This window comes from Nocardia sp. NPDC057227, assembly GCF_042669725.1.
Lineage (GTDB): Bacteria > Actinomycetota > Actinomycetes > Mycobacteriales > Mycobacteriaceae > Nocardia > Nocardia asteroides_A.
On the sequence record NZ_JBHUXA010000027.1, the window covers coordinates 17,582 to 40,781 of the forward strand.

At 72.8% G+C, this 23,200-nt stretch carries 20 protein-coding genes, 1 pseudogene and 1 riboswitch; of the genes and pseudogenes, 11 read left to right on the forward strand and 10 right to left on the reverse strand.

The window, feature by feature from the left end; genetic code table 11:
- Positions 1 to 40: 40 nt before the first annotated feature.
- Positions 41 to 607 (forward strand): TetR/AcrR family transcriptional regulator, encoded by a 567-nt coding sequence (locus tag ACFUJ1_RS28475; RefSeq protein ID WP_233017587.1) that lies wholly within the window; start codon positions 41 to 43, stop codon positions 605 to 607.
- On the opposite strand, the gene ACFUJ1_RS28480 is transcribed toward ACFUJ1_RS28475, so the two are convergent.
- Positions 604 to 1,104 (reverse strand): MarR family winged helix-turn-helix transcriptional regulator, encoded by a 501-nt coding sequence (locus ACFUJ1_RS28480; protein ID WP_378650374.1) that lies wholly within the window; start codon positions 1,102 to 1,104, stop codon positions 604 to 606. The two genes, ACFUJ1_RS28475 and ACFUJ1_RS28480, sit on opposite strands and share 4 nt — an antisense overlap.
- Positions 1,105 to 1,251: 147 nt before the next feature.
- Here ACFUJ1_RS28480 and ACFUJ1_RS28485 point away from each other — a divergent pair, with 147 nt between their 5' ends.
- Both ACFUJ1_RS28485 and ACFUJ1_RS28490 read left to right on the forward strand, forming a co-directional pair.
- Complete coding sequence (locus ACFUJ1_RS28485) at positions 1,252 to 1,674, forward strand: cupin domain-containing protein (RefSeq protein ID WP_378650466.1); 423 nt, start codon at positions 1,252 to 1,254, stop codon at positions 1,672 to 1,674.
- A 333-nt stretch (positions 1,675 to 2,007) separates the two neighbouring features.
- Positions 2,008 to 2,937: a hypothetical protein gene (locus tag ACFUJ1_RS28490; protein WP_378650375.1), complete on the forward strand. Its 930-nt coding sequence runs from the start codon at positions 2,008 to 2,010 to the stop codon at positions 2,935 to 2,937.
- Between the two features lie 91 nt (positions 2,938 to 3,028).
- Here ACFUJ1_RS28490 and ACFUJ1_RS28495 read toward each other — a convergent pair.
- Both ACFUJ1_RS28495 and ACFUJ1_RS28500 read right to left on the reverse strand, forming a co-directional pair.
- Positions 3,029 to 3,232 (reverse strand): annotated as a pseudogene (locus tag ACFUJ1_RS28495) (helix-turn-helix domain-containing protein); the annotation flags it as partial.
- A gap of 191 nt (positions 3,233 to 3,423) precedes the next feature.
- A complete protein-coding gene (locus ACFUJ1_RS28500) occupies positions 3,424 to 5,055 on the reverse strand; it encodes an ABC-F family ATP-binding cassette domain-containing protein (RefSeq protein ID WP_378650377.1) in 1,632 nt (543 codons plus the stop codon).
- A gap of 122 nt (positions 5,056 to 5,177) precedes the next feature.
- On the opposite strand from ACFUJ1_RS28500, the gene ACFUJ1_RS28505 reads away from it, so the two are divergent.
- On the forward strand, positions 5,178 to 5,942 hold the full coding sequence (locus tag ACFUJ1_RS28505) for an SDR family oxidoreductase (RefSeq protein WP_378650379.1): 765 nt from the start codon (positions 5,178 to 5,180) through the stop codon (positions 5,940 to 5,942).
- Between the two features lie 78 nt (positions 5,943 to 6,020).
- Here the strand turns inward: ACFUJ1_RS28505 and ACFUJ1_RS28510 are convergent, their stop codons facing one another.
- The gene (locus tag ACFUJ1_RS28510; protein ID WP_378650381.1) at positions 6,021 to 10,040 is read right to left on the reverse strand and encodes an MMPL family transporter; all 4,020 of its coding nucleotides are present in this window, start codon (positions 10,038 to 10,040) and stop codon (positions 6,021 to 6,023) included.
- Positions 10,041 to 10,251: 211 nt separating this feature from the next.
- On the opposite strand from ACFUJ1_RS28510, the gene ACFUJ1_RS28515 reads away from it, so the two are divergent.
- From ACFUJ1_RS28515 to ACFUJ1_RS28545, 7 genes are all read left to right on the forward strand, one after another.
- Complete coding sequence (locus tag ACFUJ1_RS28515) at positions 10,252 to 11,379, forward strand: lycopene cyclase family protein (RefSeq protein ID WP_378650383.1); 1,128 nt, start codon at positions 10,252 to 10,254, stop codon at positions 11,377 to 11,379.
- Entirely contained in the window at positions 11,379 to 12,335 is a 957-nt protein-coding gene (locus tag ACFUJ1_RS28520; protein WP_378650385.1) for a Ku protein, read from the forward strand. Before ACFUJ1_RS28515 ends, ACFUJ1_RS28520 begins: the two co-directional genes overlap by 1 nt.
- 81 nt (positions 12,336 to 12,416) lie before the next feature.
- A complete protein-coding gene (locus ACFUJ1_RS28525) occupies positions 12,417 to 12,950 on the forward strand; it encodes a DM13 domain-containing protein (RefSeq protein ID WP_378650387.1) in 534 nt (177 codons plus the stop codon).
- Between the two features lie 127 nt (positions 12,951 to 13,077).
- Positions 13,078 to 13,227, forward strand: a complete 150-nt coding sequence (locus tag ACFUJ1_RS28530) for a hypothetical protein (RefSeq protein ID WP_378650389.1) — start codon at positions 13,078 to 13,080, stop codon at positions 13,225 to 13,227.
- A 50-nt stretch (positions 13,228 to 13,277) separates the two neighbouring features.
- Positions 13,278 to 13,820: an HNH endonuclease gene (locus tag ACFUJ1_RS28535; RefSeq protein ID WP_378650391.1), complete on the forward strand. Its 543-nt coding sequence runs from the start codon at positions 13,278 to 13,280 to the stop codon at positions 13,818 to 13,820.
- Between the two features lie 21 nt (positions 13,821 to 13,841).
- On the forward strand, positions 13,842 to 14,099 hold the full coding sequence (locus ACFUJ1_RS28540; RefSeq protein ID WP_378650393.1) for a WhiB family transcriptional regulator: 258 nt from the start codon (positions 13,842 to 13,844) through the stop codon (positions 14,097 to 14,099).
- A gap of 70 nt (positions 14,100 to 14,169) precedes the next feature.
- A complete protein-coding gene (locus tag ACFUJ1_RS28545) occupies positions 14,170 to 15,831 on the forward strand; it encodes a VWA domain-containing protein (protein WP_378650395.1) in 1,662 nt (553 codons plus the stop codon).
- Between the two features lie 18 nt (positions 15,832 to 15,849).
- Here the strand turns inward: ACFUJ1_RS28545 and gcvP are convergent, their stop codons facing one another.
- From gcvP to garA, 6 genes are all read right to left on the reverse strand, one after another.
- Complete coding sequence (gcvP, locus tag ACFUJ1_RS28550; protein WP_378650397.1) at positions 15,850 to 18,648, reverse strand: aminomethyl-transferring glycine dehydrogenase; 2,799 nt, start codon at positions 18,646 to 18,648, stop codon at positions 15,850 to 15,852.
- Between the two features lie 124 nt (positions 18,649 to 18,772).
- Positions 18,773 to 18,871, reverse strand: a riboswitch (glycine riboswitch).
- A gap of 78 nt (positions 18,872 to 18,949) precedes the next feature.
- The gene (locus ACFUJ1_RS28555) at positions 18,950 to 20,302 is read right to left on the reverse strand and encodes a M14 family zinc carboxypeptidase (protein WP_378650399.1); all 1,353 of its coding nucleotides are present in this window, start codon (positions 20,300 to 20,302) and stop codon (positions 18,950 to 18,952) included.
- An 87-nt stretch (positions 20,303 to 20,389) separates the two neighbouring features.
- The gene (locus ACFUJ1_RS28560; protein WP_378650401.1) at positions 20,390 to 20,947 is read right to left on the reverse strand and encodes a MerR family transcriptional regulator; all 558 of its coding nucleotides are present in this window, start codon (positions 20,945 to 20,947) and stop codon (positions 20,390 to 20,392) included.
- 252 nt (positions 20,948 to 21,199) lie between these two features.
- Positions 21,200 to 21,673, reverse strand: coding sequence for a bifunctional nuclease family protein (locus tag ACFUJ1_RS28565; RefSeq protein WP_233017571.1), 474 nt, complete (start codon positions 21,671 to 21,673; stop codon positions 21,200 to 21,202).
- Positions 21,674 to 21,835: 162 nt separating this feature from the next.
- Positions 21,836 to 22,594 carry a MerR family transcriptional regulator gene (locus ACFUJ1_RS28570; RefSeq protein WP_378650403.1) on the reverse strand — a complete coding sequence of 253 codons (759 nt, stop codon included), beginning with the start codon at positions 22,592 to 22,594 and terminating at the stop codon, positions 21,836 to 21,838.
- Positions 22,595 to 22,712: 118 nt separating this feature from the next.
- Positions 22,713 to 23,198 (reverse strand): glycogen accumulation regulator GarA, encoded by a 486-nt coding sequence (gene garA, locus ACFUJ1_RS28575; RefSeq protein WP_233017570.1) that lies wholly within the window; start codon positions 23,196 to 23,198, stop codon positions 22,713 to 22,715.
- Positions 23,199 to 23,200 lie beyond the last annotated feature (2 nt).

A 23,200-nucleotide genomic window follows, 5' to 3' on the forward strand; every position in this document is an offset into this window, starting at 1 on the left:
CGCGGTGCGCGGACCGCTCCGTTTTCCCCCGAGGAGCCCCATGCCCAAGGTCAGCGATGACCACCTCGCCGCGCGCCGCAGCCAGATCCTGGACGGCGCCAGGCGCTGCTTCGCCGAGTACGGCTACGACGGCGCCACCGTGCGCCGCCTGGAGGACGAGATCGGGCTCTCCCGCGGCGCGATCTTCCACCACTTCCGGGACAAGGACGCGCTCTTCCTCGCGCTCGCCCAGGAGGACGCCGAGCGGATGGCCGACGTCGCAGCCAACCAGGGCATCGTCCAGGTCATGCGGGACATGCTCGCGCACCCGGAGGAGTTCAACTGGCTCGGCACCCGGCTGGAGATCGCGCGCAGGCTGCGCACCGACCCGGAGTTCAGGGCGGGCTGGAGCCAGCGCTCGGCCGAGCTCACCGCGGCCACCCTGGCCCGGCTCGAGCGCCGCAAGGCGGCGGGCGCGCTGCGTGACGACGTGCCCACCGACGTCCTGCTCGGCTACCTCGACCTGGTGCTCGACGGGCTGATCGCCCGGATCGCCTCCGGGCACACCAACGAGAACCTGTCCGCGGTGCTCGACCTGGTCGAGGCCTCGGTCCGGCGCCGGGCCTAGTCTCCGGGCGCCAGCCCGGCCAGCAGGGCGCGCGCGATGCGGTCCAGCTCCCGGCGGTCCGCCGCCGGGAGCACCGCGAGCAGCCTGGTCTCGTTCTCGGTGTGCGCGCGCACCGCCCGGTCCACCAGCGCGCGCCCCTGCTTCGTGAGCGCCACCTTGATCGCGCGCCGATCGGCCGCGTCGGCGCCGCGGCGCACCAGCCCGGCCTGCTCCAGCCGGTCCAGCCGCCCGGTCATCCCGGCCCTGGAGAGCATGAGCGTGTCGGCCAGCGCGGAGGGGTTCAGCGCGAAGGGCTCGCCGGAGCGCCGCAGCGCCGCCAGCACGTCGAACTCCCCGCGCTGCAGCCCGTGCGCGGTGAAGACCACCTCGATCTCGCGCGCGAGCACCGCCGCCACCCGGCTCAGCCTGCCGATGATCGCCATCGCCGCCAGGTCGAGGTCCGGCCGCTCCCGCCGCCACTGCGCTTCGATCGCGTCGACCGCGTCCGGCTCCACCATGGACACCATCCTATTCGCTGCCTTATAGTTCGATGGCAATATAGTTCGCTACCTAATTATATTGGACCGAATCAACAGGAGTGTCCCGTGAACGCCGTCATCCGCCACCCCGCCGACGCCGAGACCCTGACCGCCAACACCGTCACCATGCGGCTGCTCATCGACGCCGACGAGACCGGTGGCGCGCTGAACACCCTCGAGGTCACCATGCCGCGCGGCGCCGCCGGCGCCGCGCCGCATTACCACACCCGCTCCGACGAGCTCTTCTACATCGCGGAGGGCGAACTCCAGCTGCTGGCGGGCGACCGCATCGTCACCGTCGGGGCGGGCGGTTCGGTCCTGGTGCCGCGGCACATGCCGCACGCCTTCGGCGCCGCACCCGAGAGCGCTGCCCGGATCCTGATCGCGCTGGTCCCCGGCGTCCGCCGCTTCGAGTACTTCCGGCTGCTGGAGCGCATCTCCCGCGGCGAGTCCGACTTCGCGGAGCTGGCCGCGAGCCAGGAGGAGTACGACAACCACTTCGTCGACGTCCCCGCCTGGTGGCGCGAGCGCACCGCCAATCGCCGTTGACAACCGAGTGATCCGCGCATCGAAGGCGGGCCAAACAACAATAAAACCCACCGCTGAGCGCTATGCTTCGGACGTGTTCATCGCCCGCCCGCAAACCCGGGGCAGCAGATGATCAGTACCTCGGCGGGCACGGTGGCAGCGACGGCGCGAGTACCTCGACGAGCCGGTCTCGGCCGGATATACCCAACCGTGAGCAGCAGCACCGAGCAGGACGGAGCCCTCGTGATCGCGAAACCCCGTCCGGCCCGCACTCGCCCGCGCCGCGTCCCCCACCCCTTCGGACGCCTTTCAGCGAATTTCTCGCAATCGGTATGGCAGGGGGGCTGAGCGCCGGTGGCAGGACACGGGTCGAGCTCGATTCTGGTCGTCGCCGACGCCGACGACCGGCACGCGGCAGCGGTGGCGGCGACCGTGCGAGAACAGCACGGCCTCAACGCCATCCGGCTCGATCCGCGTGAGTTCCCGTCGCGCACCGGGAGTTTCCGGGTGGATCGGGGCGGCACCGCGCGCTCGCTCTCCCGGATCGTCGGGCTGGACGACGTGCGCTCGGTCTGGTGGCGCCGCACGACGGGGCACACCGTCCCGCACGCGGGCGGCGCGGAGGCGCAATCGGAGAGCGACGGCTTCCTGCAGGGGCTGCTCTGGTCGATCCCGGCCTACTGGGTGAACGACCCCGGCGCCGATCGCACGGCGTCGCGGCGGATCGTGCAGCTGGAGACCGCGGGGCGGGCAGGCTTCGCCATCCCGGAGACGCTGATCACGAACGATCCGGACGAGGCGCGCAGCTTCGTCGGCTCGCGCCCCGGCGCGGTGGTGCGCAAGCGCGGGAACGCGGGCGGCCGGGCCCGCACCCGGCTCTGCACCGACGCCGACCTCGGCGATATCGAGGCCATCCGGAACACCCCGACCGCCTTCCAGGACTACATCGCCGCCGAGTGCGACCTGCGGGTGGTCTGGGTGGACGGGGTGGAGTGGGCGGTCCGGGTGGTGCCAGGCCACAGCGAGGGCAGCGCACCACCGGCCCACCTGCGGCCGGAGCGGCTGCCCGCGTCGGTGGGCAAGTCACTCACCACGCTGATGGGCGCGCTCGGGCTCAGCTTCGGGGTGCTCGACCTGCGGATCGGCCTCGACGGCGAGTACTACTTCCTCGAGGTCGACCCGCAGGGCCGATTCGCGCACCTCGCCACCAGGGCGGATCTCCCCATCTTCCGCAGCCTGGCGAATCTGCTGGTGCTCGGGGACGGCGCGGTGGCCGACCTGTGAACCGGGTGCTCGACCGAACCACCGTGCGCCGCAATCGTTCCCGGGCACAGCCGAGCCACCCGGAGCCGCCGGGCACCGCGCGGGTTCGGAGCTAGGACGCCGCCTTGCGCCGGTTCGCACCGCCGCGGCTGCGCAGTTGCACGTCCGATTCCACGAGCACATTGTGGATGAAGCCGTACGAGCGGCCGGTCGACTGGGCCAGCGATCGGATGCTGGCGCCGGCTTCGTACTGCTTCTTGAGCTGGGACTGCAGCCGATCGCGTGACTTCCCGGTGACCCGGGTTCCCTTCGCGAGCGGCGGCTCACCGGCGACCTTCGCGCCGGCCGATCTGGTAGAGGCTGTCCTGGGCGCGGCAGTCGTGCCGGTTCCGGGCCGATCCTTGCGTGTGGGCCTGTCGCTCATTGGCTTCCTCCGAGTCGCCGAGCAGCGCTCATTCCAGGCTAGACAAGGCACCGGCCACGATCAACGAAAGTTTGTGATGAAAGTCACGCGAGCTGAATCAATTCCAGATATTCGGCCGACCAGTGGTCCTCGGTGCCGTCCGGGAGCAGGATCACCCGCTCCGGATCGAGCGCCTCGGCCGCGCCGGGGTCGTGCGTCACCAGCACCACGGCGCCCGCGTAGGTGCGCAGCGCGTCGAGCACCTGCTCGCGGGAGATCGGGTCCAGGTTGTTCGTCGGCTCGTCGAGCAGCAGCACGTTCGCCGCCGACGACACCAGCCCGGCCAGCGCCAGCCTGGTCTTCTCGCCGCCGGAGAGCGTGCCAGCGGGCTGCTCCAGCTGCGGCCCGGTGAACATGAAGGCGCCGAGCAGGCTGCGCAGCTCCTGCTCGCCCGCGTCCGGCGCGGCGTGCCTGATGTTCTCCCACACCGAGGCGCGGTCGTCCAGGGTGTCGTGCTCCTGGGCGAAGTAGCCGACCTTGAGCCCGTGCCCCGGGTCCAGCTGCCCGGCGCTCGGCTGCTCGACCCCGGCCAGCAGCCGCAGCAGCGTGGTCTTGCCCGCGCCGTTCAGCCCGAGCACCACCACCCGGCTGCCGCGGTCGATGGCCAGGTCGACGCCGGTGAAGATCTCCAGCGAGCCGTACATCTTGGTCAGGTTCGACGCCATGAGCGGCGTCTTGCCGCAGGCGGCCGGCTCCGGGAACTTGATCCTGGCGACCTTGTCGGCCACCCGCACGTCGTCCAGCTCGGCGAGCAGCCGGTCGGCGCGCTTCGCCATCTGCTGCGCGGCAGTGGCTTTGGTGGCCTTGGCGCCGAGCTTGGCGGCCTGCACGCGCAGCGCGGAGGCCTTCTTCTCGGCGTTGGCGCGCTCGCGGCGGCGGCGCTGCTCGTCGGTGGCGCGCGCGTCCAGGTACTTCTGCCAGCCCATGTTGTAGATGTCGGCCTCGCCGCGCACCGCGTCCAGGAACCACACCCGGTTCACCACGTCGGCGAGCAGGTCGACGTCGTGGCTGATCACGATGAGCCCGCCGTCGTGGTTCTGCAGGAAGCCGCGCAGCCAGGTGATCGAGTCGGCGTCCAGGTGGTTGGTCGGCTCGTCCAGCAGCAGCACCGTGTCGGAGCGGCCGCCGCTGCCGTCGGAGGCGGCGAAGAGGATCCGGGCCAGCTCGATGCGGCGGCGCTGACCGCCGGAGAGCGTGCGCAGCGACTGCCCGAGCACCCGGTCGGGCAACCCGAGGCTGCTGCAGATCCGGGCCGCTTCGCTCTCCGCGACGTACCCGCCGAGCGCGGAGAACCGCTCCTCCAACCGGCCGTACTTGCGCACCGCGCGGTCGCGCTCGGCGTCGTCGGCGACCTCGGCCATCAGCGCCTGCTGCTTCTCCATCTGCCGGAGCAGCGCGTCCAGGCCGCGCGCGGAGAGCACCCGGTCCCTGGCCAGCACGTCCAGATCGCCCTCGCGCGGGTCCTGCGGGAGGTAGCCGACATCACCCGAGCGGATCACCGTGCCCGCATAGGGCTCGCCCTCGCCCGCCAGGATGCGCAGCGTGGTGGTCTTCCCCGCGCCGTTGCGGCCGACGAGTCCGATCCGGTCGCCGTTCTGCACCCGCAGCGCCGAGCCGGGCGCGGTGAGCAGGGTGCGGACTCCGGCCCGGACCTCCAGGTCGGTCGCGGTGATCACAGGAAAATCTCCTCGCTTGTTCAGGACGGGCGGCGGGGCCGATCGGTCGCCGTTCTCGCGGTGTGCGCGGCCCACATGCCCCGGAACCACCGATTTTACCGGTCGCCGTAAGGTGCCTTGCCATGACTACCGATCTGTCCGGCCGCAGTGCGCTGGTCACCGGGGCCAGCCGGGGCATCGGCAACGCCGTCGCCGCCGAACTGCTGCGCCGCGGGGCGAACGTGCTGATCACCGCACGCAAGCCGGAACCGCTCGCCGAGGCCGCCGCGCGGTTGCGTTCCCTCGGGCACCCCGGTGGGGTCGCCACGCACGCCGGGAACTCCGGGGACGCGGCGGCGCGGGCCGCGGCCGTGCGGCGCACGGTCGAGGAATTCGGCTCGCTCGACATCCTGATCAACAACACCGGGATCAACCCGGTCTACGGGCCGCTGGTCGACGCCGATCTGGACGGGGTGCGCAAGATCTTCGACGTCAACGTGGTCGCGGCGCTCGGGTACGTGCAGGAGGCGTACCGGGCGTGGATGGGCGAGCACGGTGGGGCCGTCGTCAACGTGGCGAGTGTGGCCGGGCTGCGGTCGACCGGGGTCATCGCCGCGTACGGGGCCTCCAAGGCGGCGCTCATCCATCTCACCGGGGAGCTCGCCTGGCAGTTGGGGCCCGGGATTCGGGTCAACGCCGTCGCGCCCGGGGTGGTGAAGACGCGGTTCGCCGATGCGCTGTACAGCGCGGACGAGTCGGCGGTTGCCGAGGGGTATCCGCTGAAGCGGCTCGGGGCGCCCGAGGATGTTGCCGGGCTCATCGGGTTTCTGGTGTCCGATGAGGCGGGGTGGATCACCGGGGAGACGGTTCGGGTCGACGGTGGGTTGCTCGCCACCGGCGGGCTCTAAGGGGTTTCCTCCGGGGGGTTGTTCGCCGGGGTGCTCTTACGGGGGGCCCGCTTCGCGGGGGTTTCCGGCGTGGCGGTTTTACGGGCGGTCGCGCGCTTGGCCGGGGGGGTTCTGCGCGCCGTCGGTCGCGGGGGTCGCCGTCTTGCGCGCGGTAGTCCGCTTGGCCGGCAGAGCCGGTGCGCCCTCGACCGCGGGAGTCGCGGCTTTACGCGCGGTAGTCCGCTTGGCAGGCGGGTTCGGCACCCCGTCGACCGCGGAGGTCGCCGTCTTGCGCGCCGCAGTCCGCTGGACCGGCGGGTTCGAAGCGCCGTCGACCGCGGAGGTCGCCGTCTTGCGCGCGGTCGTACGCTTGGCCGGGGCCTTGGGGGCAGCGGTCTTGTTCGCGGGAGGCGTTGTCTCCGTCGGGATTTCGGCTGTTGGCGATGTCGCGACGGGAGCTGCTTCCCGAGCGGGAGCAATCGTTGCGTCGGTGATGGCCGCAGGATCGGTGGACGTGTCCGGGGCGGGGGTGGGTGGCTGCGCAGGCGCCGCCACCTCGACGCCAGGCGTCGCTCCGCCCGTGGGCATCGCGGAGTCCGGCTCGGCCGGCGCGGCAGTGGCCGGAGGCGCGGCCTTCCTGGTCGCCCGCCTGGCCGGCGCCCTCCCGGCCGCCGGGCCGTTCGCGGCCGTCTTGCGCGCGGTTCGCTTCGCCGGAGCGGGCGCCCCCTCGGCGGCGGCGGGCTCGGTGGTGGCCGCCAACGTCGGCGCGGTCGTCGGCGCGGCGGGCACGGCAGCCGTCGAGTCCACAACCGTCGAGTCCGCAGCCGTCGAGTCGGCGGGGGCCGGGAGCGTGGGCGGCGCGGCGGTGGTCGGTGCCTTGCGGGCGGTGGTCCGCTTTCGGGCAGGCGCCTTCGCGGCGGGGACCGCTTCCGCGACCGGCGCCCCGGCTTCCGTTGCTGCTGCCTTGCGGGCGGCAGTCTTGCGCGGGGCGGCCTTCTTCGTGGGCGCGGCTTCGTCGCCGATGACAGCCGGGACCGCCTTCTTGGCGGGCGTTTTACGAGCGGTCGTGCGCTTGGCGGGCGCCGCCGTTTCGGCCTGCTCCGGAGTCTCGGCGGTTGCCGGAGCAGCGGTTTTGCGCGGGGCGCGCTTCGTGGGCGTCTTCTTCGCGGGAGTATCCGAAACCTTTTCGGCGGCAACGGGTTCTGATGCTACGGCTTTGCGCGGTGTGCGCTTCCGAACTGTCGCCTTCTCGGCAGGCACGGTCTCCGCGACCGCTGCGGTTCCGGCGACGGCGGTTCCGGCAGCCGGAGCCGCAGCACCGCCCGCTGCGGCTGTCTGCGCGCCGATCTCGGCGGGCTCGGCAGCCGTTTCGCCCTCGACGGCCGGATCCGCCACCGGCGCGGCAGTGGTCGACGCCGTATCGGCGCCGGTCGTGGGCAGGAGCGCGTCGTCGACAGCGGAATCTGCTCCCGGTCGAGCCGGCTCATCCGACACCGGCTCGACCTCGACGACCAGCGGCGAGATCTCGTCGTCGGCTCCAGCGGCCGGGCCGGACGGCTCGCGCGGCGCCGGATCGACATCGGCGACCAGCGGCGAGACCTTGTCGTCGGCATCGGTGACCGAACCGGACACCTCGTGCGGCGCCGGATCGACGTCGGCAACCGGCTGGGTGTCGGCGACGACGTCGGCGGGCGATGCCGCTTCGATCACGGGGCGAGCGGTGCGGGTTTTGCTCCGCGCGCCGGGCTCGGCAACCGCTGCGGACGAGCCGACGCTACGAGCGGCAGCCGACGGCACCGTCCGCGAGGACGACGAACCGTTCCGCTCGACAGCGGAACTCTCCCGCTTCCCGGCCCGGAACGCCGACGCCCTCCCGGAAACTCCGGCAGCAACCGGCTCCGCCGTGGAAAGACTCGGCTTCTCATCGATCAACCACCGCGCGGGCGCGGCACCGGCGGGAACGACCTCCGGCGATCCCTCGTCGAACCCGAACCGAGCATGCACCTTCCGCAGGAACCCCGGCGCGTACCACACGCGATCCCCGAGCAACTTCATCCCGGCGGGCAGCAGGAACCCGCGCACCAGGGTGGCGTCGACCAGCACGGCGAGCGGCAACCCGATGCCGAACGCCTTGATGAAGGTGATGTCGGAGGCGAGGAAGCCGAGCAGCACCAGCGAGATGAGCACGGCGGCGGCGGTGACGATGCGCCCGATCCGCTCCAGCCCGAGCGCCACCGCGGCCTCGCTGTCGCCGGTGCGCCGGTACTCCTCGCCGATCCGGCTGAGCAGGAACACCTGGTAGTCCATGGCGAGGCCGAAGGCGATGCCGAAGAGCATGACCGGGACGGTGGGCGGCAGGTCACCGGTGACGGTGAAGTTCAGCAGCCCGGCGAGGTGCCCGTCCTGGAAGATCCAGACCAGGGCGCCGAAAGTCGCGGTGAGGCTGAGCGCGCTCAGGATCAGCGCGAGGACCGGGAGCACGACGCTGCCGGTGAGCAGGAAGAGCGCGACGAGCATGAGCAGCACCACGAAGCCGAGCGCCCACGGTAGCGCGGCGGTGATCGAGGCGAGCGCGTCGTCGTTGGTCGCGGCGATGCCGCCGATCAGCACCGGCGAGGGGGCAGGCACGCCGCGCACCGCGCCGACCAGGCGGTCGAGCGCGGCGGGGTCGTCGGTGGCGGGGACGATGTTCAGGTAGGCGGCATTGTCGGCGCCGAAGCCGGAGTGCAGCGCGCCGGGCGCCGCGAACTGCATGCCGCCCGCGTAGCTGCCGGTGACGGTGTCCACCCGGCGCACGTCGGGCAGCTCGGAGAGCGCGGTGGCGTAGCCGCCGACGCCGTCGGCGGAGTCCGGCAGCACCGCGAAGAGGCCGTTCTGCTCGGTGATGCTGAACTCGTCGGCGATGGTCTCGGCGATCTGGCGCGACGCCATGTCGGTCGGCAGCGCCCGCTCGTCCGGGAAGCCCAGCTCGACGTGCAGGAACGGCGAGCCGAGGAGCAGCAGGAAGGCGGCGACGGCGAGCCCGATGGGCAGCGGGCGGCGCATGACCAGGGTGGCGAGGCGGTGCCAGAAGCCGTCGGCGGCGGTGCCGGTGGCCTTGCGGCGCGGGCGCAGCCGCCCGCTGTCGATCCGGTGTCCGAGCAGCAGCAGGAGCGCGGGCAGCACGGTCAGCGAGACCAGCGCGGCCAGCGCGGCGACCAGCAGCCCCGCGTACCCCATGGAGCGCACGGCGACCAGCGGGAAGAACAGCAGCCCGGCGAGCGCGATGGCGACGGTGACGGCGGAGAAGGCGACGGTCCGCCCGGCGGAGCGCATGGTCGCGGCGAGCGCGGCCTTCGGCTCGGCGCCGCCGTCGAGTTCGTCGCGGAACCGGCTGATCAGCAGCAGGCTGTAGTCGATGGCGAGGCCGAGGCCGAGCAGGGTGGCGACATTGCTCGCGGTGGCGGCGACATCGGTGAGGCTCGCGACGGCGGTGAGCGCGCCGACGGTCAGCAGCACGGTGACGGCGGCGACCACCAGCGGCAGCGCGGCGGCGACCAGCCCGCCGAAGACGAAGAGCAGCGCGATCAGCGTGACCGGGAAGGCGATGGATTCGCCGAGCACGATGTCCTTCTCGGTCTGCTGCACGGTCTCGCGCAGCAGCATGGCGTAGCCGCCGACCCGGACCTCGAGCGGGCCGTGCGCGCCGCCGAAGCGCTCGGCGAGGTCGCCGATCCGCGCGTCCACCTCGGATTCGGTGCCGAGCACACTGGCGACGATCAGCCCCTTGCTGCCGTCGGCACTGCGCAGTGCTGCCGGTTTGCCGTCGGTCCAGTAGGAGCTGACCCGGGCGATGCCTGGTTCGGCGGCCAGGTCGCGGGCGAGCGTGCTGGCGGCGGTGCTCGCGGCGGCGTCGTCGACCGCGGAGCCGGTCTCGACGAGCAGCACCAGGTTGGGCGCCGCCGCGCCGAAGGTGTCGCGCAGAACCGTTGCAGCACGGGCGGACTCGCTGCCCGGGTCGCTGTAGCCGCCGCCCTGCACCCGGTCGAACAGGCCGGAACCGAACGCGCCGAGCCCCAGTGCGAGCGTCGCGAACACGATGAGAATCACCCTGCTGCGGGCCCTGGTCAGTTCGAACACCGAGCGTCCCCTCGTCCTGCGATCGTCGCCTTTGCGCCGCCGACCTGCGCGATCACCGCGAAAAGCGGTGGCGCCGGCCCGGCACGCGGCGATAGTAACAATGCCCGCCGCAACGTTGCTGAGCGCGAAGGTGATTCCGGTCGCACCCGGTGCGGTCGCGCCGGATCGCCGCCGCCGGGCGCTACGCTGCCCGCGACACCGGAGGAGCAGGATGGCGGATTCCGCACACGGGCCGTTCGACGTGGTGGTCTGCGGGCAGGGCCCGGCCGGACGCGCGCTCGCGCACCGCTGCCTGGCGCACGGCCGGACCGTCGCGGTGGTGGATCCGGCGCCGGAGCGGCGCTGGCGGGCCACCTACGCGGTGTGGGCGGACGAGCTCCCGGACTGGCTGGATCTGGCTGTCGTCGCGGCGACGGTGCCGGAGCCGGTGGCGTGGGGGCGGATCGAGCATCGGCTGGACCGCGCCTACGCGGTGCTCGACACCGGGCGGCTGCAGGAGGCGCTGGCGCCCACCGGTGCGGCGGTCTTCGCCGACCGGGCCACGCGCCTGGAGCCGCACGGCGTCACCCTGGCCTCCGGCGCGACGGTGCGCGGCGAGCGGGTGATCGACGCGCGCGGGCTGCGCCGCGATCCGGCCCGCGCCGAGCAGACCGCGCACGGCGTGCTCGTCCCGGCCGACCGGGTGCGCGGCACGGAGACGCTCTTCATGGACTGGCGCGGGGACAACGGCGCCGACCCGGCCGCGCCGCCCTCCTTCCTCTACGCGGTGCCGCTGGGCCCGGAGACCGTCCTGCTGGAGGAGACCTGCCTGGCCGGGCGCCCCGCGCTGGACGACGCCGAGCTGCGCCGCCGCCTGCACCACCGCCTCGCCGCCCGCGACATCCCGCTGACCGGCACCGAGGAGATCGAGCGGGTGCGCTTCCCGGTCCAGGGCGGCCGGCCGGGTCCGGAGCGCTTCGGCGCGGCGGGCGGGCTGCTGCACCCGGCCACCGGCTACAGCGTCGCGGCCTCGCTCGCCGCCGCCGACACGGCCGCCACCGGCGGCACCCTGTGGACGCCGCGGGCGCGGGCGGTCGCGGCGCTGCGCGCGGCCGGGCTGCGCGCGCTGCTCGCGCTGCCGCCCGAGCGGGTGCCGGACTTCTTCGACGCCTTCTTCACGCTGCCACCGCAGCGGCAGCGGGCCTACCTCTCCGGCCCGGACGACCTCGCCGGGGTGCTCGCCGCCATGGCCGGGCTCTTCCCGCAACTCCCCCGCCGCACCCGCCTCGAGGTCGCCCGCGCCACCCTCGACCTGCGCGTCCGCTCGCAGAGACCGGGCGGTTCGGCCATGATGGAGTGATGCGGGCTATCTGGAAGGGCTCGATCGCGTTCGGGCTGGTGAACGTCCCGGTGAAGGTCTACACCGCCACCGAGGACCACGACATCCGGTTCCATCAGGTGCACGCCAAGGACGGCGGGCGGATCAAGTACGACCGGGTGTGCAGCGTCTGCGGGGAATCCGTGCAGTACGCCGACATCGACAAGGCCTACGAGTCGCCGGAGGGCGCGAAGGTCGTGCTCACCGACGAGGACTTCGCCAAGCTCCCCGCCGCGGAGAAGCACGAGATCCCGGTGCTGCAGTTCGTTCCCTCCGAGCAGATCGACCCGATCCTGTTCGAGAAGAGCTACTACCTCGAGCCGGACTCCACGACGCCGAAGGCGTACGTGCTGCTCGCCGCGACCCTCGAGCGCATCGACCGCACCGCGCTCGTGCACTTCACGCTGCGGCAGAAGACCAGGCTGGCCGCGCTCCGGGTGCACGACGGGGTGCTGCTGCTGCAGACCCTGCTCTGGCCGGACGAGGTGCGCGCGGTCGACTTCGAATCGCTGCAGGACGCCTCGAAGCCGCGCCCGCAGGAGATCTCCATGGCGGAGACGCTGGTCGAGTCGATGTCCGACGACTTCGAGCCGGAGCAGTTCACCGACGAGTTCCAGATCGAGCTGCGCAAGGTGCTGGACGAGGCGATCGCCAACGGCTCGGACACCCTGGTGAGCCGCCCGGAGCCGGAGAAGGAGCAGGTCGACGCCGAGGTGGTGGACCTGGTCGCCGCGCTGCAGCGCAGCCTGGAGGCGAGTGGGCGCCGGGCGGCTGGCGGTTCGGCCGCGAAGAAGGCGCCCGCGAAGAAGACCGCGAGCAAGGCCGCGGCCAAGGAGCCTGCCAAGAAGACCGCAGCCAAGAAGACCGCGAGTACCGCGAAGAAGAGCACCGCGCGCAAGGCGCCCGCCAAGAAGGCGCAGGAACGCAAGGGCGCCTGACATTCCGGCGCCGGGGCCGGCGACGCTAGGGTCGGTGGCATCCGACCGGCGCGCACCGGGTGCGCTCGACCAGGAGGCTCCGTGTCCCGCATCCGCGCCCTCGCCCGCAAGCCGCTCACCTGGATCGCCATCGGCGTTCTCGTGGTCGGCGCCGGCGCCGGGCTCGCCCTGTTCCAACCGTGGCGGCTGGTCACGAACACCACCGTGGACGAGGCGGCGCCGACCCTGCCGAGCACCGGCTCCGGCATCCCCGACGTGCAACCCCGGCTGCTCGCGCGCGGCGACTTCGTCACGCACGAGCACGGCACCACCGGCGCCGCCGTGATCATCGCGCTGCCGGACGGCAGCCGGGTGCTGCGGCTGGAGAACCTGGACACCTCCGACGGCCCCGACCTGCACGTCTGGCTCACCGACGCGCCGGTCCTGCCGGGCAGGGACGGCTGGTTCGTCTTCGACGACGGCGCGCACACCGACCTCGGCGCGCTGAAGGGCAACCGCGGCAACCAGAACTACCCGATCCCGCCGGAGACCGATCTCGCCGCGCTGACCAGCATCGCCATCTGGTGTGACCGCTTCGACGTCTCCTTCGGCGCCGCCGAGCTGCGCCCGGTCTGAGCCCGGGAGCCGCTGCGGGGGCGGCATTCCCGGGAAAAAAATGAGCGGACAGCCGCCGATCCGGTGTGCCACCATGTCCCCATACCGCCGATCGGGCGGAACGAGCGAGCAAGAGGAGGTGACGGCCGTGATCGACAGCAATTCCGGAGACGGGATGCGCGGTGTGCATCGTGACGGCCGTCGCCTGGCCGAGGCCGCACCGGGCACCGAATCACGGACACCGCCCGGCCGCCGGCGGCAGCAGTACGGCATTCCGGGTCGCTACCCGGCCGTCTGACCGCGCCCCCTCTCCCCTTTCGTTCGCCCGACCCCGAAGGCCGGTGTCCCATGACGCTCTCCGTCGTCCGTTCGCACCCCCCGCCCACCGTCGAGAACTGGATCCACGCCAGCGTGCTCGTGCTGAACGCCAGCTACCAGGCGCTGCACGAGGTCACCGCCGACCGCGCCGTCACCCTGGTGCTGGCCGGGGTGGCGGAGGCCATGTTCGCCCGCGAGCCCTATTTCCCGATCCGCTCGCAGCGCCACGAGATCGCGCTGCCGGAGACCATCCGGCTGCTGCGGTACGTGCACGTGGCGCAGCGGCCGGCCGTGCACGACGAGAGCCCGGCGACCGCGGCCGGTGTGCTGCGCCGGGACGACCGGCGCTGCGGCTACTGCGGCGCGCGGGCGCACACCGTCGACCACATCCGGCCGCGCAGCAGGGGCGGCCCGAACACCTGGGCCAACCTCGTCGCCTGCTGCGCGCCCTGCAACACCGCCAAGGCGGACCGGACCCCGGAGGAGGCGGGGCTGACGCTGCTCTGGCAGCCGAAGGCCCCCGACCCGCTGGCCAAGCGGCAGCGCGACATCTGGCGCCGGCTCGCCGAGTGACCACCGAGAAAGGAGAAGGACGTGACCATCGACACCACTACCACCCTGGCCACACTGCTCCCGCTCTCGGACGCGCGGGGCTGGCACCGGGCCGCCTGCCGGGGCGATCCGAACCACGAGGCGTGGTTCCCGTTCCCGTCGGACGACTTCGGCTACGCCCGCGCGATCTGCGCGGGCTGCCCGATCCGCGCCGGGTGCGCGGAGTTCGCCGCCGACACCGGCCAGTCCGGGGTCTGGGGTGGGCGCGAGTACGACCGCGGCCGGCTCGTGCGGGAGTGAAACGGTGCGCGCCGCCGCCGGAACACCGGTGGCGGCGCGCACCCCTGTCCGCCACATAGACTGCCGCTCCGTGGGAACTCATCGCAGCAGCGAATCCGGTTCGCGGGGCGTCAGCGCAGGCATCATCGCCGCGATCGTGGCGGTGGTGGTGCTGATCGCGGCGGTCGTCGGCTATCTGCAGCTGCGCGAGAGCGGCGACAGCCGCGACACCGCCGCCGCCGCGGAGTGCGTGGAGGGCACCGCCACGCTGGACGTGACGGTCGACCCGGTGCTGGCCGACCCGGTCCGCGCCGTCGCCGACCGCTACAACGCCACCGCGCCGCGGGTGCGCGACCACTGCGCCGAGGTGCACGTGACGGCCCGCGCCTCCGCCGACGTGGCCGCCGCCTTCGCCGCGGGCACCTGGACCTCGCCGCTCGGGGCGCAGCCCGCGCTCTGGATCCCGGACTCCACCCGCTCGGTCGAGGCGGTGCGGGTGCCGGGGCTGATCGAGGGCAACCCGATCTCGGTGGCGACCAGCGCCATCGTGCTCGCCGTCTCCGAGCCGCTGCGCGCCGCGCTCGACCAGGCCAAGGCGGCCTGGTCGGATCTGCCCCGGCTGCAGCAGGGGTCGCTGAGCGAGATCGGGCTGAGCGGCTGGGGCGGGCTGCGCATGGCGCTGCCCGCCGGCGACACCGCGACCGCGGCGGCGGTCGCCGTCGGCTCCTCGCTCTCCGGCGTCGACCCGCTCACCGTCGAGGCCGCGAAGACCGGTCAGGTGGTCTCCGCCATCTCGGTGCTCGCCGCCGACGCGCCGCAGTCCGCCGACCCGCTGACCGCGCTCGTCCAGGCCGCCTCGGAGAACCCGGACGCGCCGGTGCACGCCGTCGCCGCGACCGAACAGCAGGTGCAGGCCCAGGCGGGGGCCGCGGTCTACCGGCCGATCGGGGCCGCGCCGCTGGCCGACTACCCGGCCGCGCTGATGACCGGCGCCTGGGTGGACGAGACCGAGAACCTGATCGCCGGGCTCTTCACCGACTACCTGCGCGCCCCCGCGCAGTCCGTGCTGCTCGCCCAGGCCGGGTTCACCGCGCCCATGGCCGCGCCCGCGCCGGACAAGGCCACGCTCGACGCCGTGCGGCAGACCCTCGAGAACCCGGTGCTCGGCGTGAGCACGACGGTGCTGCTCGACGTCTCGTCCTCCATGGGCACCAAGGAGGGCGCCATGACCCGGCTGGCGAACGCGCTGGCCGCGCTGCGCTCGTCGCTCACCACGCTGCCGCCGGACTTCGGGCTCGGCGTCTGGACCTTCGGCAAGAACCTGGACGGCAGCAAACCGTACAAGGTGCAGACCCCGACCGCCGCGCTCACCGACGCCCAGCGCAGCAGCCTGGACACCGCGCTTGGCGCGGTCAAGCCGTCCGAGACCAAGACCGATCAGGCGTACCCGACCCTGCTCGCCGCCTACGAGGAGGTGGCGGGCAAACCCGCAGCGGGCCGCACCAACTCGATCCTGCTGATCACCGACGGCCCGGACGACGACTCCGCGATCACCGGCGCGCAGCTGCTCGCCCGGATCGCCGAGGCGGGCGGGGCGGCGCCGGTGCGGATCGACGTGGTCGTCATCGGCACCGGCGACGGCGACACGCTGCGCACCCTCGCCGCGAACACCGGCGGCACCTACGCCACCGTCCCCTCCACCAACGACCTCAAGTTCGGCACCGCCGTCGTGCAGGCGCTCACCAACCCCTGAGATTCGGCCGGGCGCGGGTCACTCCGCGTACGCCTCGACCGGCGGGCAGGAGCAGACCAGGTTGCGGTCGCCGAAGGCGCCGTCGATGCGGCGGACCGGCGGCCACACCTTGGCGCGGGTGTGCGCGACCCCGCGCGGGTACACCGCGACCTCGCGGGAGTACGGGTGCGTCCACTCCGCCACCAGCGCGGCGGCGGTGTGCGGGGCGCCGCGCAGCGGGTTGTCGTCGGCGGGCCAGACCCCGGCGCCGACCTGGTCGATCTCGGCGCGGATGGCGATCATGGCGGCGCAGAACTCGTCCAGCTCGGCCAGGTTCTCGCTCTCGGTCGGCTCGACCATGAGCGTCCCGGCCACCGGGAAACTCATGGTCGGCGCGTGGAAACCGTAGTCGGCCAGGCGCTTCGCGACGTCGTCGACGGTGACGCCGGTGCGCTTGGTGATCGCACGCAGGTCGAGGATGCACTCGTGCGCGACCATGCCGTGCTCGCCGGTGTAGAGCACCGGGAAGTGCTCGTCCAGCCGCCGGGCGATGTAGTTCGCCGAGGCGATGGCGGTGAGCGTGGCGCGGCGCAGCCCGTCGGCGCCCATCATCCGGATGTAGGCCCAGGTGATCGGCAGGATCGAGGCCGAGCCGTAGTGCGCGGCGGAGACGGCGTGCGAGCCGGCCGCCAGCGGGTCGCCGGGCAGGTAGGCGGCGAGGTGCGAGCGCACCGCCACCGGGCCGACGCCCGGCCCGCCGCCGCCGTGCGGGATGCAGAAGGTCTTGTGCAGGTTCAGGTGGCTGACGTCGCCGCCGAAGCGGCCCGGCCGGGCCAGCCCGACCAGGGCGTTCAGGTTGGCGCCGTCCACGTAGACCTGCCCGCCCGCGTCGTGCACCAGCGCGCACAGCTCGGCGACCTCGTGCTCGTAGACGCCGTGTGTGGAGGGGTAGGTGATCATGATGCAGGCCAGCCGCTCGGCGTGGTCGCCGATCTTGGCGCGCAGGTCGTCCAGGTCGACGTCGCCGTTCTCCCGGCAGCGCACCACCTCGACCCGCAGCCCGGCCATGGCCGCCGACGCGGCGTTGGTGCCGTGCGCGCTGGACGGGATGAGGCAGGTGTCCCGGTGCGTGTCGCCGCGGTCCAGGTGGTAGCGGCGGATGGCGAGCAGCCCGGCGTACTCGCCCTGGCTGCCCGCGTTGGGCTGCAGGCTCACCGCGTCGTAGCCGGTGATGGCGCAGAGCCAGCCCTCCAGGTCGGCGATCAGCCGCAGCGTCCCTGCCGCGTCGGCGACGGGGGCGTAGGGGTGCAGCCGGGCGAAGCCGGGCCAGGTGATCGGCTCCATCTCGGCGGTGGCGTTGAGCTTCATGGTGCAGGAGCCGAGCGGGATCATGCTGCGGTCGAGCGCGATGTCCTTGTCCGAGAGCCCGCGCAGGTAGCGCAGCATGGCGGTCTCGGTGCGGTAGCGGGTGAAGGCCGGGTGCGTCAGGTACGGCGACGTCCGGCTCTCGATGCCGACCGGCTCGCCGCCGGATTCGGCGGTGGCGCCGAAGGATTCGAGCACCGCGGCGACGTGCGCGGCGGTGGTGGCCTCGTCGCAGGCGACGGCGACGTGGTCGGCGTCGACCCGGCGCAGGTTGATCCCGCGCGAGCGCGCCTTGTCCAGCACCGCGTCGGCGCCGCCGGGGACGTGCGCGAGCACGGTGTCGAAGAAGCTGCCGTGCACGACGGCCGCGCCGAGCCCGGCGGCGAGCGCGGCGGCGTGGCCGTGCACCCGCCGGGCGATGGCGCGCAGCCCGTCGGCGCCGTGGTAGCTCGCGTACATGGCGGCGACGATGGCGAGCAGCACCTGCGCGGTGCAGATGTTGGAGGTGGCGCGCTCGCGGCGGATGTGCTGCTCGCGGGTCTGCAGCGCCAGCCGGTAGGCGGGGGCGCCGTCGGCGTCCACCGAGACCCCGACCAGCCTGCCCGGCAGCTGCCTGGCGTGCGCGGTGCGCACCGCGAGGTAGCCGGCGTGTGGCCCGCCGAAGCCCATCGGCACCCCGAAGCGCTGGGTGGTGCCGAAGCAGACGTCGGCGCCCTGCTCGCCGGGCGGGGTCACCAGGGTCGCGGCGAGCAGGTCGGCCCCGGCCGCGACCAGCGCGCCGCGCTCGTGCGCGGCGGTGATCAGCGCGGTCCAGTCGACGATCCGGCCGGAGGCGCCGGGAGTCTGCACGAGCGCGCCGAAGAAGTCGCCGTCCGGGAGTTCGCCGCCGGAGAGGTCGGTGGTCACGATCTCGAACCCGAGCGGCTCGGCCCTGGTCGCGAGGATCGTGCGGGTCTGCGGGAAGACGTCGGCGTCCACCAGCAGGCGGTTGCTCTTCGACCTGCTCGCGCGGTGCAGCAGCGTCATGGCCTCGGCGGCGGCGGTGGCCTCGTCCAGCATGGAGGCTCCCGCGACCTCCATGCCGGTCAGGTCGCAGACCATGGTCTGGAAGTTGAGCAGCGCCTCCAGCCTGCCCTGGCTGATCTCCGGCTGGTAGGGGGTGTAGGCGGTGTACCAGGCCGGGTTCTCCAGCAGGTTGCGGACTAGTACCGGCGGGGTCAGGGTGTCGTGGTAACCGAGCCCGATCATCGAGGTGGCGACGGTGTTCGCGGCGGCCAGCTCGGCGAGCTCGGCCAGCACCTCGTGTTCGCTCGCGGCGGGCGGCAGCGCGTCGAGGCCGCCGTCGTCCAGGATGTCGGCGGGCAGCGCGGCGGTGGCGAGGGCGTCCAGTGTTGCGACGCCGGTGACCTCGAGCAGCCGGGCGACCTCGGCCGCGTCGGGGCCGATGTGGCGGTCGGCGAAGGAACGGGTCACGGCAACTCCAGGGGTCGGGCGGTGGGCCCTCCCCCTCTGTCGTGGTGCCTGAGAGATTCGGTGGCCGGTCCGGCCCCTTTCCCCATGGGCGGGCGGCGCGCGGCCACCGCTTTCCAGAGGCGTCGGTGACCGCACGGTCCCTGGTGCCTGAGAGATTGACGGGGAGGTGCTGCTCCTTCGGCGCCCGGACCTCGTCGGTCCGGAACTCTCCCGCACGGCGACGACGCCCCGCCAGTCTAAGCCGCCGCGCGGTCACCGGCGTCCCCGCCGGGCCGGGGTGTAGCGCTCGTCACGCTCGACGTCAGACCGGCAGACCGGCGCGGACCCTGCCCGCGGCGAGCACGACGGCCGCGGCCTGCACCGCGACCAGCCGGTCGATCGGCACCCGGCACCCCGGCGCGGCGGTGTCGATCGCCGCGCACCACTCCGCGAAGACCTCGGCGAACCGGTCCCGCTCGGCCGCGACCAGCGGTGAGCGCCCGGCCTCCGCTGCCAGCAACCTGCTGAGCATGCCGCCGACCCGCAACCGGAGCATGCCGGTCCAGACGTACTTCTCCACGAAGATCTCGCCGAGCGTGGCGGGCCGCTCGCGGCCGAGCGCCTCCTTGGCCGCGGCCAGCCCGGAGATGTTGCCGAGCACGGCGCGCACCGCCCGCTCGAACGGGCTGCGACCGCTCAGCTCCCCCGCCACCCGGTGCAGCACCGCGCCGACGACGGCGCCGGTCTCCCGGTAGTCGGCGGCGGTGGCGGCGAGTACCGCGGCCAGCGAGCGGTCGCCGGGGGTGCGGTCGGTGACCCGCGGGTCGATCCACAGCGGCAACTCGCTGACCAGCAGCGCGGAGCCGAACCGGGCCGAGTAGTCGCGGCTGCCCCCGCCGCCGAGCGCGGCCACCGGCTCCACGCCCGCGGCGGCGAGCACATCGGCCATCTGCCCGAAGGGCGGCAGCTCGAAGACGCCGGGCGCCCACACCCGCGCCCCCGGCGAGTCCGGCTCGCCCCGGTGCAGCGGCAGCCCGGCGGCGTCGAGCAGCGCGGTGAGCGCCGACCAGTAGCCCGGGTCGCCGCCGGTGGTGTAGAAGAAACCGCCGCCGAACTCGGCGTTGTGCAGCGAGGCGATGAGCGCGGGCTCGGTGCGGTCGATGAGCGCCATCAGCGCCTCGGTCTCCGGCAGCGGCACCCCGACCGCGGTGCCGCGCCAGGTGGTCGGGAAGCACCACTCGGGCTGCTCGGCGGCGGGCGGGCGGTAGAAGTGCCTGGCGACCGCGGTGCGGGTGAGCGGCCCGGCGTACCACTCCTCGTTCAGCCGGGTGCCGTCCGGGTCGACGCAGAGCACGAAGTGCCAGGTGGCGCCGAGGCAGTCGGACTCGGGCGCGGCCAGCCTGCCGAGCAGGTGCCTGATGGTGGCGAGCCCGATCGGCTCGTTCGGGTGCGGATTGCCGAAGACCAGGATGTTGTGCCCGCCCGACCCCACGCGAACCGCGCGGATCGGGTCACCGCCGCGGGAGCGGCCCAGCTCGCTGATCCGGACCCGGCTCGGGTGCGCGGCGGCCAGCCGGTCGGCGAAGGCGTACAGCTCGTCGACCGTGGGGAAGGCGTCGATCTCGCCGATCCGGCCGACGACCTCGGCCACCCCCATCACGTCCCCCTGGCTCACGTCCCCCCTCTGTCCTGCCGATCCGCACCGCCCGCCGACGCGGCACCGGCCGACCCTCCTTGGCCGGCGCCGCGCGTCCCCCGCGGATCAGCCGGTCTTGCGGTTCAATTTCGCCTTGCGCCGGTACGCCAGCTCGTCCTCCGGGCGGTCGGTGGCCGAGGTGGCCCGCTCCGCCGGGAAGTTGGCGATCACGCCGGAGAGCTCCCGCATGGCGCCGCTCACCGCGATTCCGAAGACGCCCTGCCCGCCCTGCAGTAAATCGACGACCTCCTCGGCCGACGTGCATTCGTAGACCGACGTCCCGTCCGAGAACAACGTGATCCCGGCCAGATCCCGCACACCCCTGCTGCGCAGATGATCGACCGCGATCCGGATGTTCTGTAAGGAAATACCGGCGTCGAGCAGTCGTTTCACGATCTTCAGGACCAGGATGTCCTTGAACGAATAGAGACGCTGACTTCCCGAGCCCGCCGCACCGCGGACGGACGGCACCACCAGGCCGGTTCTGGCCCAGTAATCGAGCTGTCGATAGGTGATGCCGGCCACCTGGCAGGCGCTGGGCACGCGATAACCGACGAGCTCGTCGGGCACCGTGTCGTCGGGAAACAGGCCTGGCTGTACTGCGTCCTGCGTTTCCTCTGCCACTGACCACTCCCTTGCTACGCGACGCCGCACCCGACCGGCGCGCACCCGATGCATCCCGGCACCGAGCCGCGCTCACCTCACGGCTTCGGTCACCGTCCGGCTTTGTCACCACCGGTTCCCCGCACCTGGGGTCCCGATCCAACTTTCGAGATTACTCTTCCTGATTAGATTCTCCGTGGAGGGGCATCTCGAACCAAACGCGACGCGCGGTCAATGTCTCGACCTGTACCTCAGGTCAAGACATTTTCCGGCTCAGCTGTCGGTGGCCTTGAAATCATCGGGCGAAACCGACTCGAGGAATTCCTTGAATTTCTCGACTTCGTCCTCGCGCTCGTCCGGCATCACCAGCCCGGCCTCCTCCAGCACCGGCTCCTCGGCATAGATCGGGCAGCCGACGCGCAGCGCGATCGCCACCGAGTCCGAGGGGCGGGCCGAGATCCGCTTGTCGTTGTCGAACACCAGGTCGGCGTAGAAGGTGCCCTCCTGCAGGTCCACGATGCGGACCTCCTTGAGGGTGTGCCCGAGCCCGGAGACGATGAGCTTGATCAGGTCGTGGGTGAGCGGCCGGATCGGCGTCACGCCCTCCTGCTCCAGCACGATCGCGGTGGCCTCGGCCTGCCCGATCCAGATCGGCAGGTACCGGTCGCCGGAGACCTCGCGGAGCAGCAGCACGGGCTGGTTCTGTGGCTGCTCCACACGGATGCCGATCACGCGCATTTCGCTCATCGCACTGCCTCCCATACCTCGCCGGCCAACCGGCATGACGCCGCGGAGCTCGCCGCACCACGAGTCTAAGCGAATTCCGAGCGGCACCGCGATGGTCAGGATCCGGCGCGCGGCGCGCCGGAAGAGCGTTGCCCCAGCAAGACCGGGGTTCCGCGGGGCCGGTCAGCTGCCGAGCGCGCGCACGCCCGCCTTCACCAGGCAGGCGTGCAGGGTGAGCGAGAGCGCGGCCAGTTCGCGCACGGTCTCGTCGGCGCGCGCCCGGGCGCCCGCGTCTCTGCTCTTGGCGATCGGCGCGACGATCTGGGCCACCAGCGCGGCCTCCCGGTCGGCGGCCAGCTTGAAGGCGCGCAGGTGCCTGGCCTCCAGGCCGAACTCGGCCATGGCGCGCGCGACCCGCGCCAGGACGACGGCGTCGCCGTCGAAGAAGCCCGCCGCGCCCGGCGTGATCAGCCCGGCGCGGATCAGGTCGTTGAGGAAGGCATCGGTGATCTCGGCCTGGGCGCACAGGTCGGCCCGCGTCACCCGGATCTCGTGGTCCACTCGCAGCTCGTCCGCGCTGATCTCCCCCGGAACGACACCGAGCCGGCGCGGCGGCGGCACGCTCGCCGGACCGCGCGGCGCGCGATCGGCCGGATGCTCCGGCGCCGCGGCCCGCGCGCGCGCTTCCCGCACGCCGAGCGTCGCGGCGCCGCTGTCGATCGCCTCCAGTTGCTCCTTGATCACCTTGAGCGGGAGGTACTGGTCCCGCTGCGCGGTGAGCACGAAGCGCAGCCGTTCACAGTCCGCCACCGAGAAGCGGCGGTACCCGGACGGCGTGCGTTCGGGGCGGATGAGCCCCTCGGATTCCAGGAAGCGGATCTTGGAGATGGTGATGTCCGGGAAATCGGGGCGCAGCAGATCCAGCACGGAGCCGATCGACATCCCTCCGCGTGCCCACTGCGCCGCCCCGGTCACCGCAATCCGTCCCTTTCCGTCCGGAACCGTGTGCGGCGCCGGAGGCGGGGCGGTGCAGCACCGCCCTGCCCCGGCGCCGCCGGTCTCACAGGCTGCCCGCGCCCGTCGACGACTCGCTCACCGAGGCGCGCGGCCCGGTGAGGAAGACCAGACGGAACTTGCCGATCTGGACCTCGTCGCCGTTCTGCAGCTCCGAGGAGTCGACCGGCTCCCGGTTGACGTAGGTGCCGTTGAGGCTGCCGACGTCGACCACCTGGAAGGAGTCGTCGTCCTGCCGGAACTCGGCGTGCCGACGGCTCACGGTGACGTCGTCGAGAAAGATGTCACTGTCCGGATGGCGGCCCGCCGACGTGGTCGGCTGGTCCAGCAGGAACCGCGACCCCGCGTTGGGACCCCGCTTGACGACCAGGAGGGCGGCCCCGACGGGCAGCCCCTCGACCCCCTGCACCGGCTGTTCGCCGGTCGGCTCTGCGGAGCGCGACGCGTCGACCTCGTTCAGGAAATCCGCGCGGAAGACCGACGTGGTCTCGGCCGCGCTCTCCCCGTAACCCGGGTCATTGTTCTCGCTCACCG

What these genes read in the sequence shown, in the direction of transcription:
- ACFUJ1_RS28475 (WP_233017587.1), top strand. Translation starts at nt 41, where the DNA reads ATGCCCAAGGTCAGCGATGACCACCTCGCCGCGCGCCGCAGCCAGATC.
- ACFUJ1_RS28480 (WP_378650374.1), bottom strand. Translation starts at nt 1,104, where the DNA reads ATGGTGGAGCCGGACGCGGTCGACGCGATCGAAGCGCAGTGGCGGCGG.
- ACFUJ1_RS28485 (WP_378650466.1), top strand. Translation starts at nt 1,252, where the DNA reads ATGCGGCTGCTCATCGACGCCGACGAGACCGGTGGCGCGCTGAACACC.
- ACFUJ1_RS28505 (WP_378650379.1), top strand. Translation starts at nt 5,178, where the DNA reads ATGACTACCGATCTGTCCGGCCGCAGTGCGCTGGTCACCGGGGCCAGC.
- ACFUJ1_RS28515 (WP_378650383.1), top strand. Translation starts at nt 10,252, where the DNA reads ATGGCGGATTCCGCACACGGGCCGTTCGACGTGGTGGTCTGCGGGCAG.
- ACFUJ1_RS28520 (WP_378650385.1), top strand. Translation starts at nt 11,379, where the DNA reads ATGCGGGCTATCTGGAAGGGCTCGATCGCGTTCGGGCTGGTGAACGTC.
- ACFUJ1_RS28535 (WP_378650391.1), top strand. Translation starts at nt 13,278, where the DNA reads ATGACGCTCTCCGTCGTCCGTTCGCACCCCCCGCCCACCGTCGAGAAC.
- ACFUJ1_RS28565 (WP_233017571.1), bottom strand. Translation starts at nt 21,673, where the DNA reads ATGAGCGAAATGCGCGTGATCGGCATCCGTGTGGAGCAGCCACAGAAC.
- ACFUJ1_RS28570 (WP_378650403.1), bottom strand. Translation starts at nt 22,594, where the DNA reads ATGTCGATCGGCTCCGTGCTGGATCTGCTGCGCCCCGATTTCCCGGAC.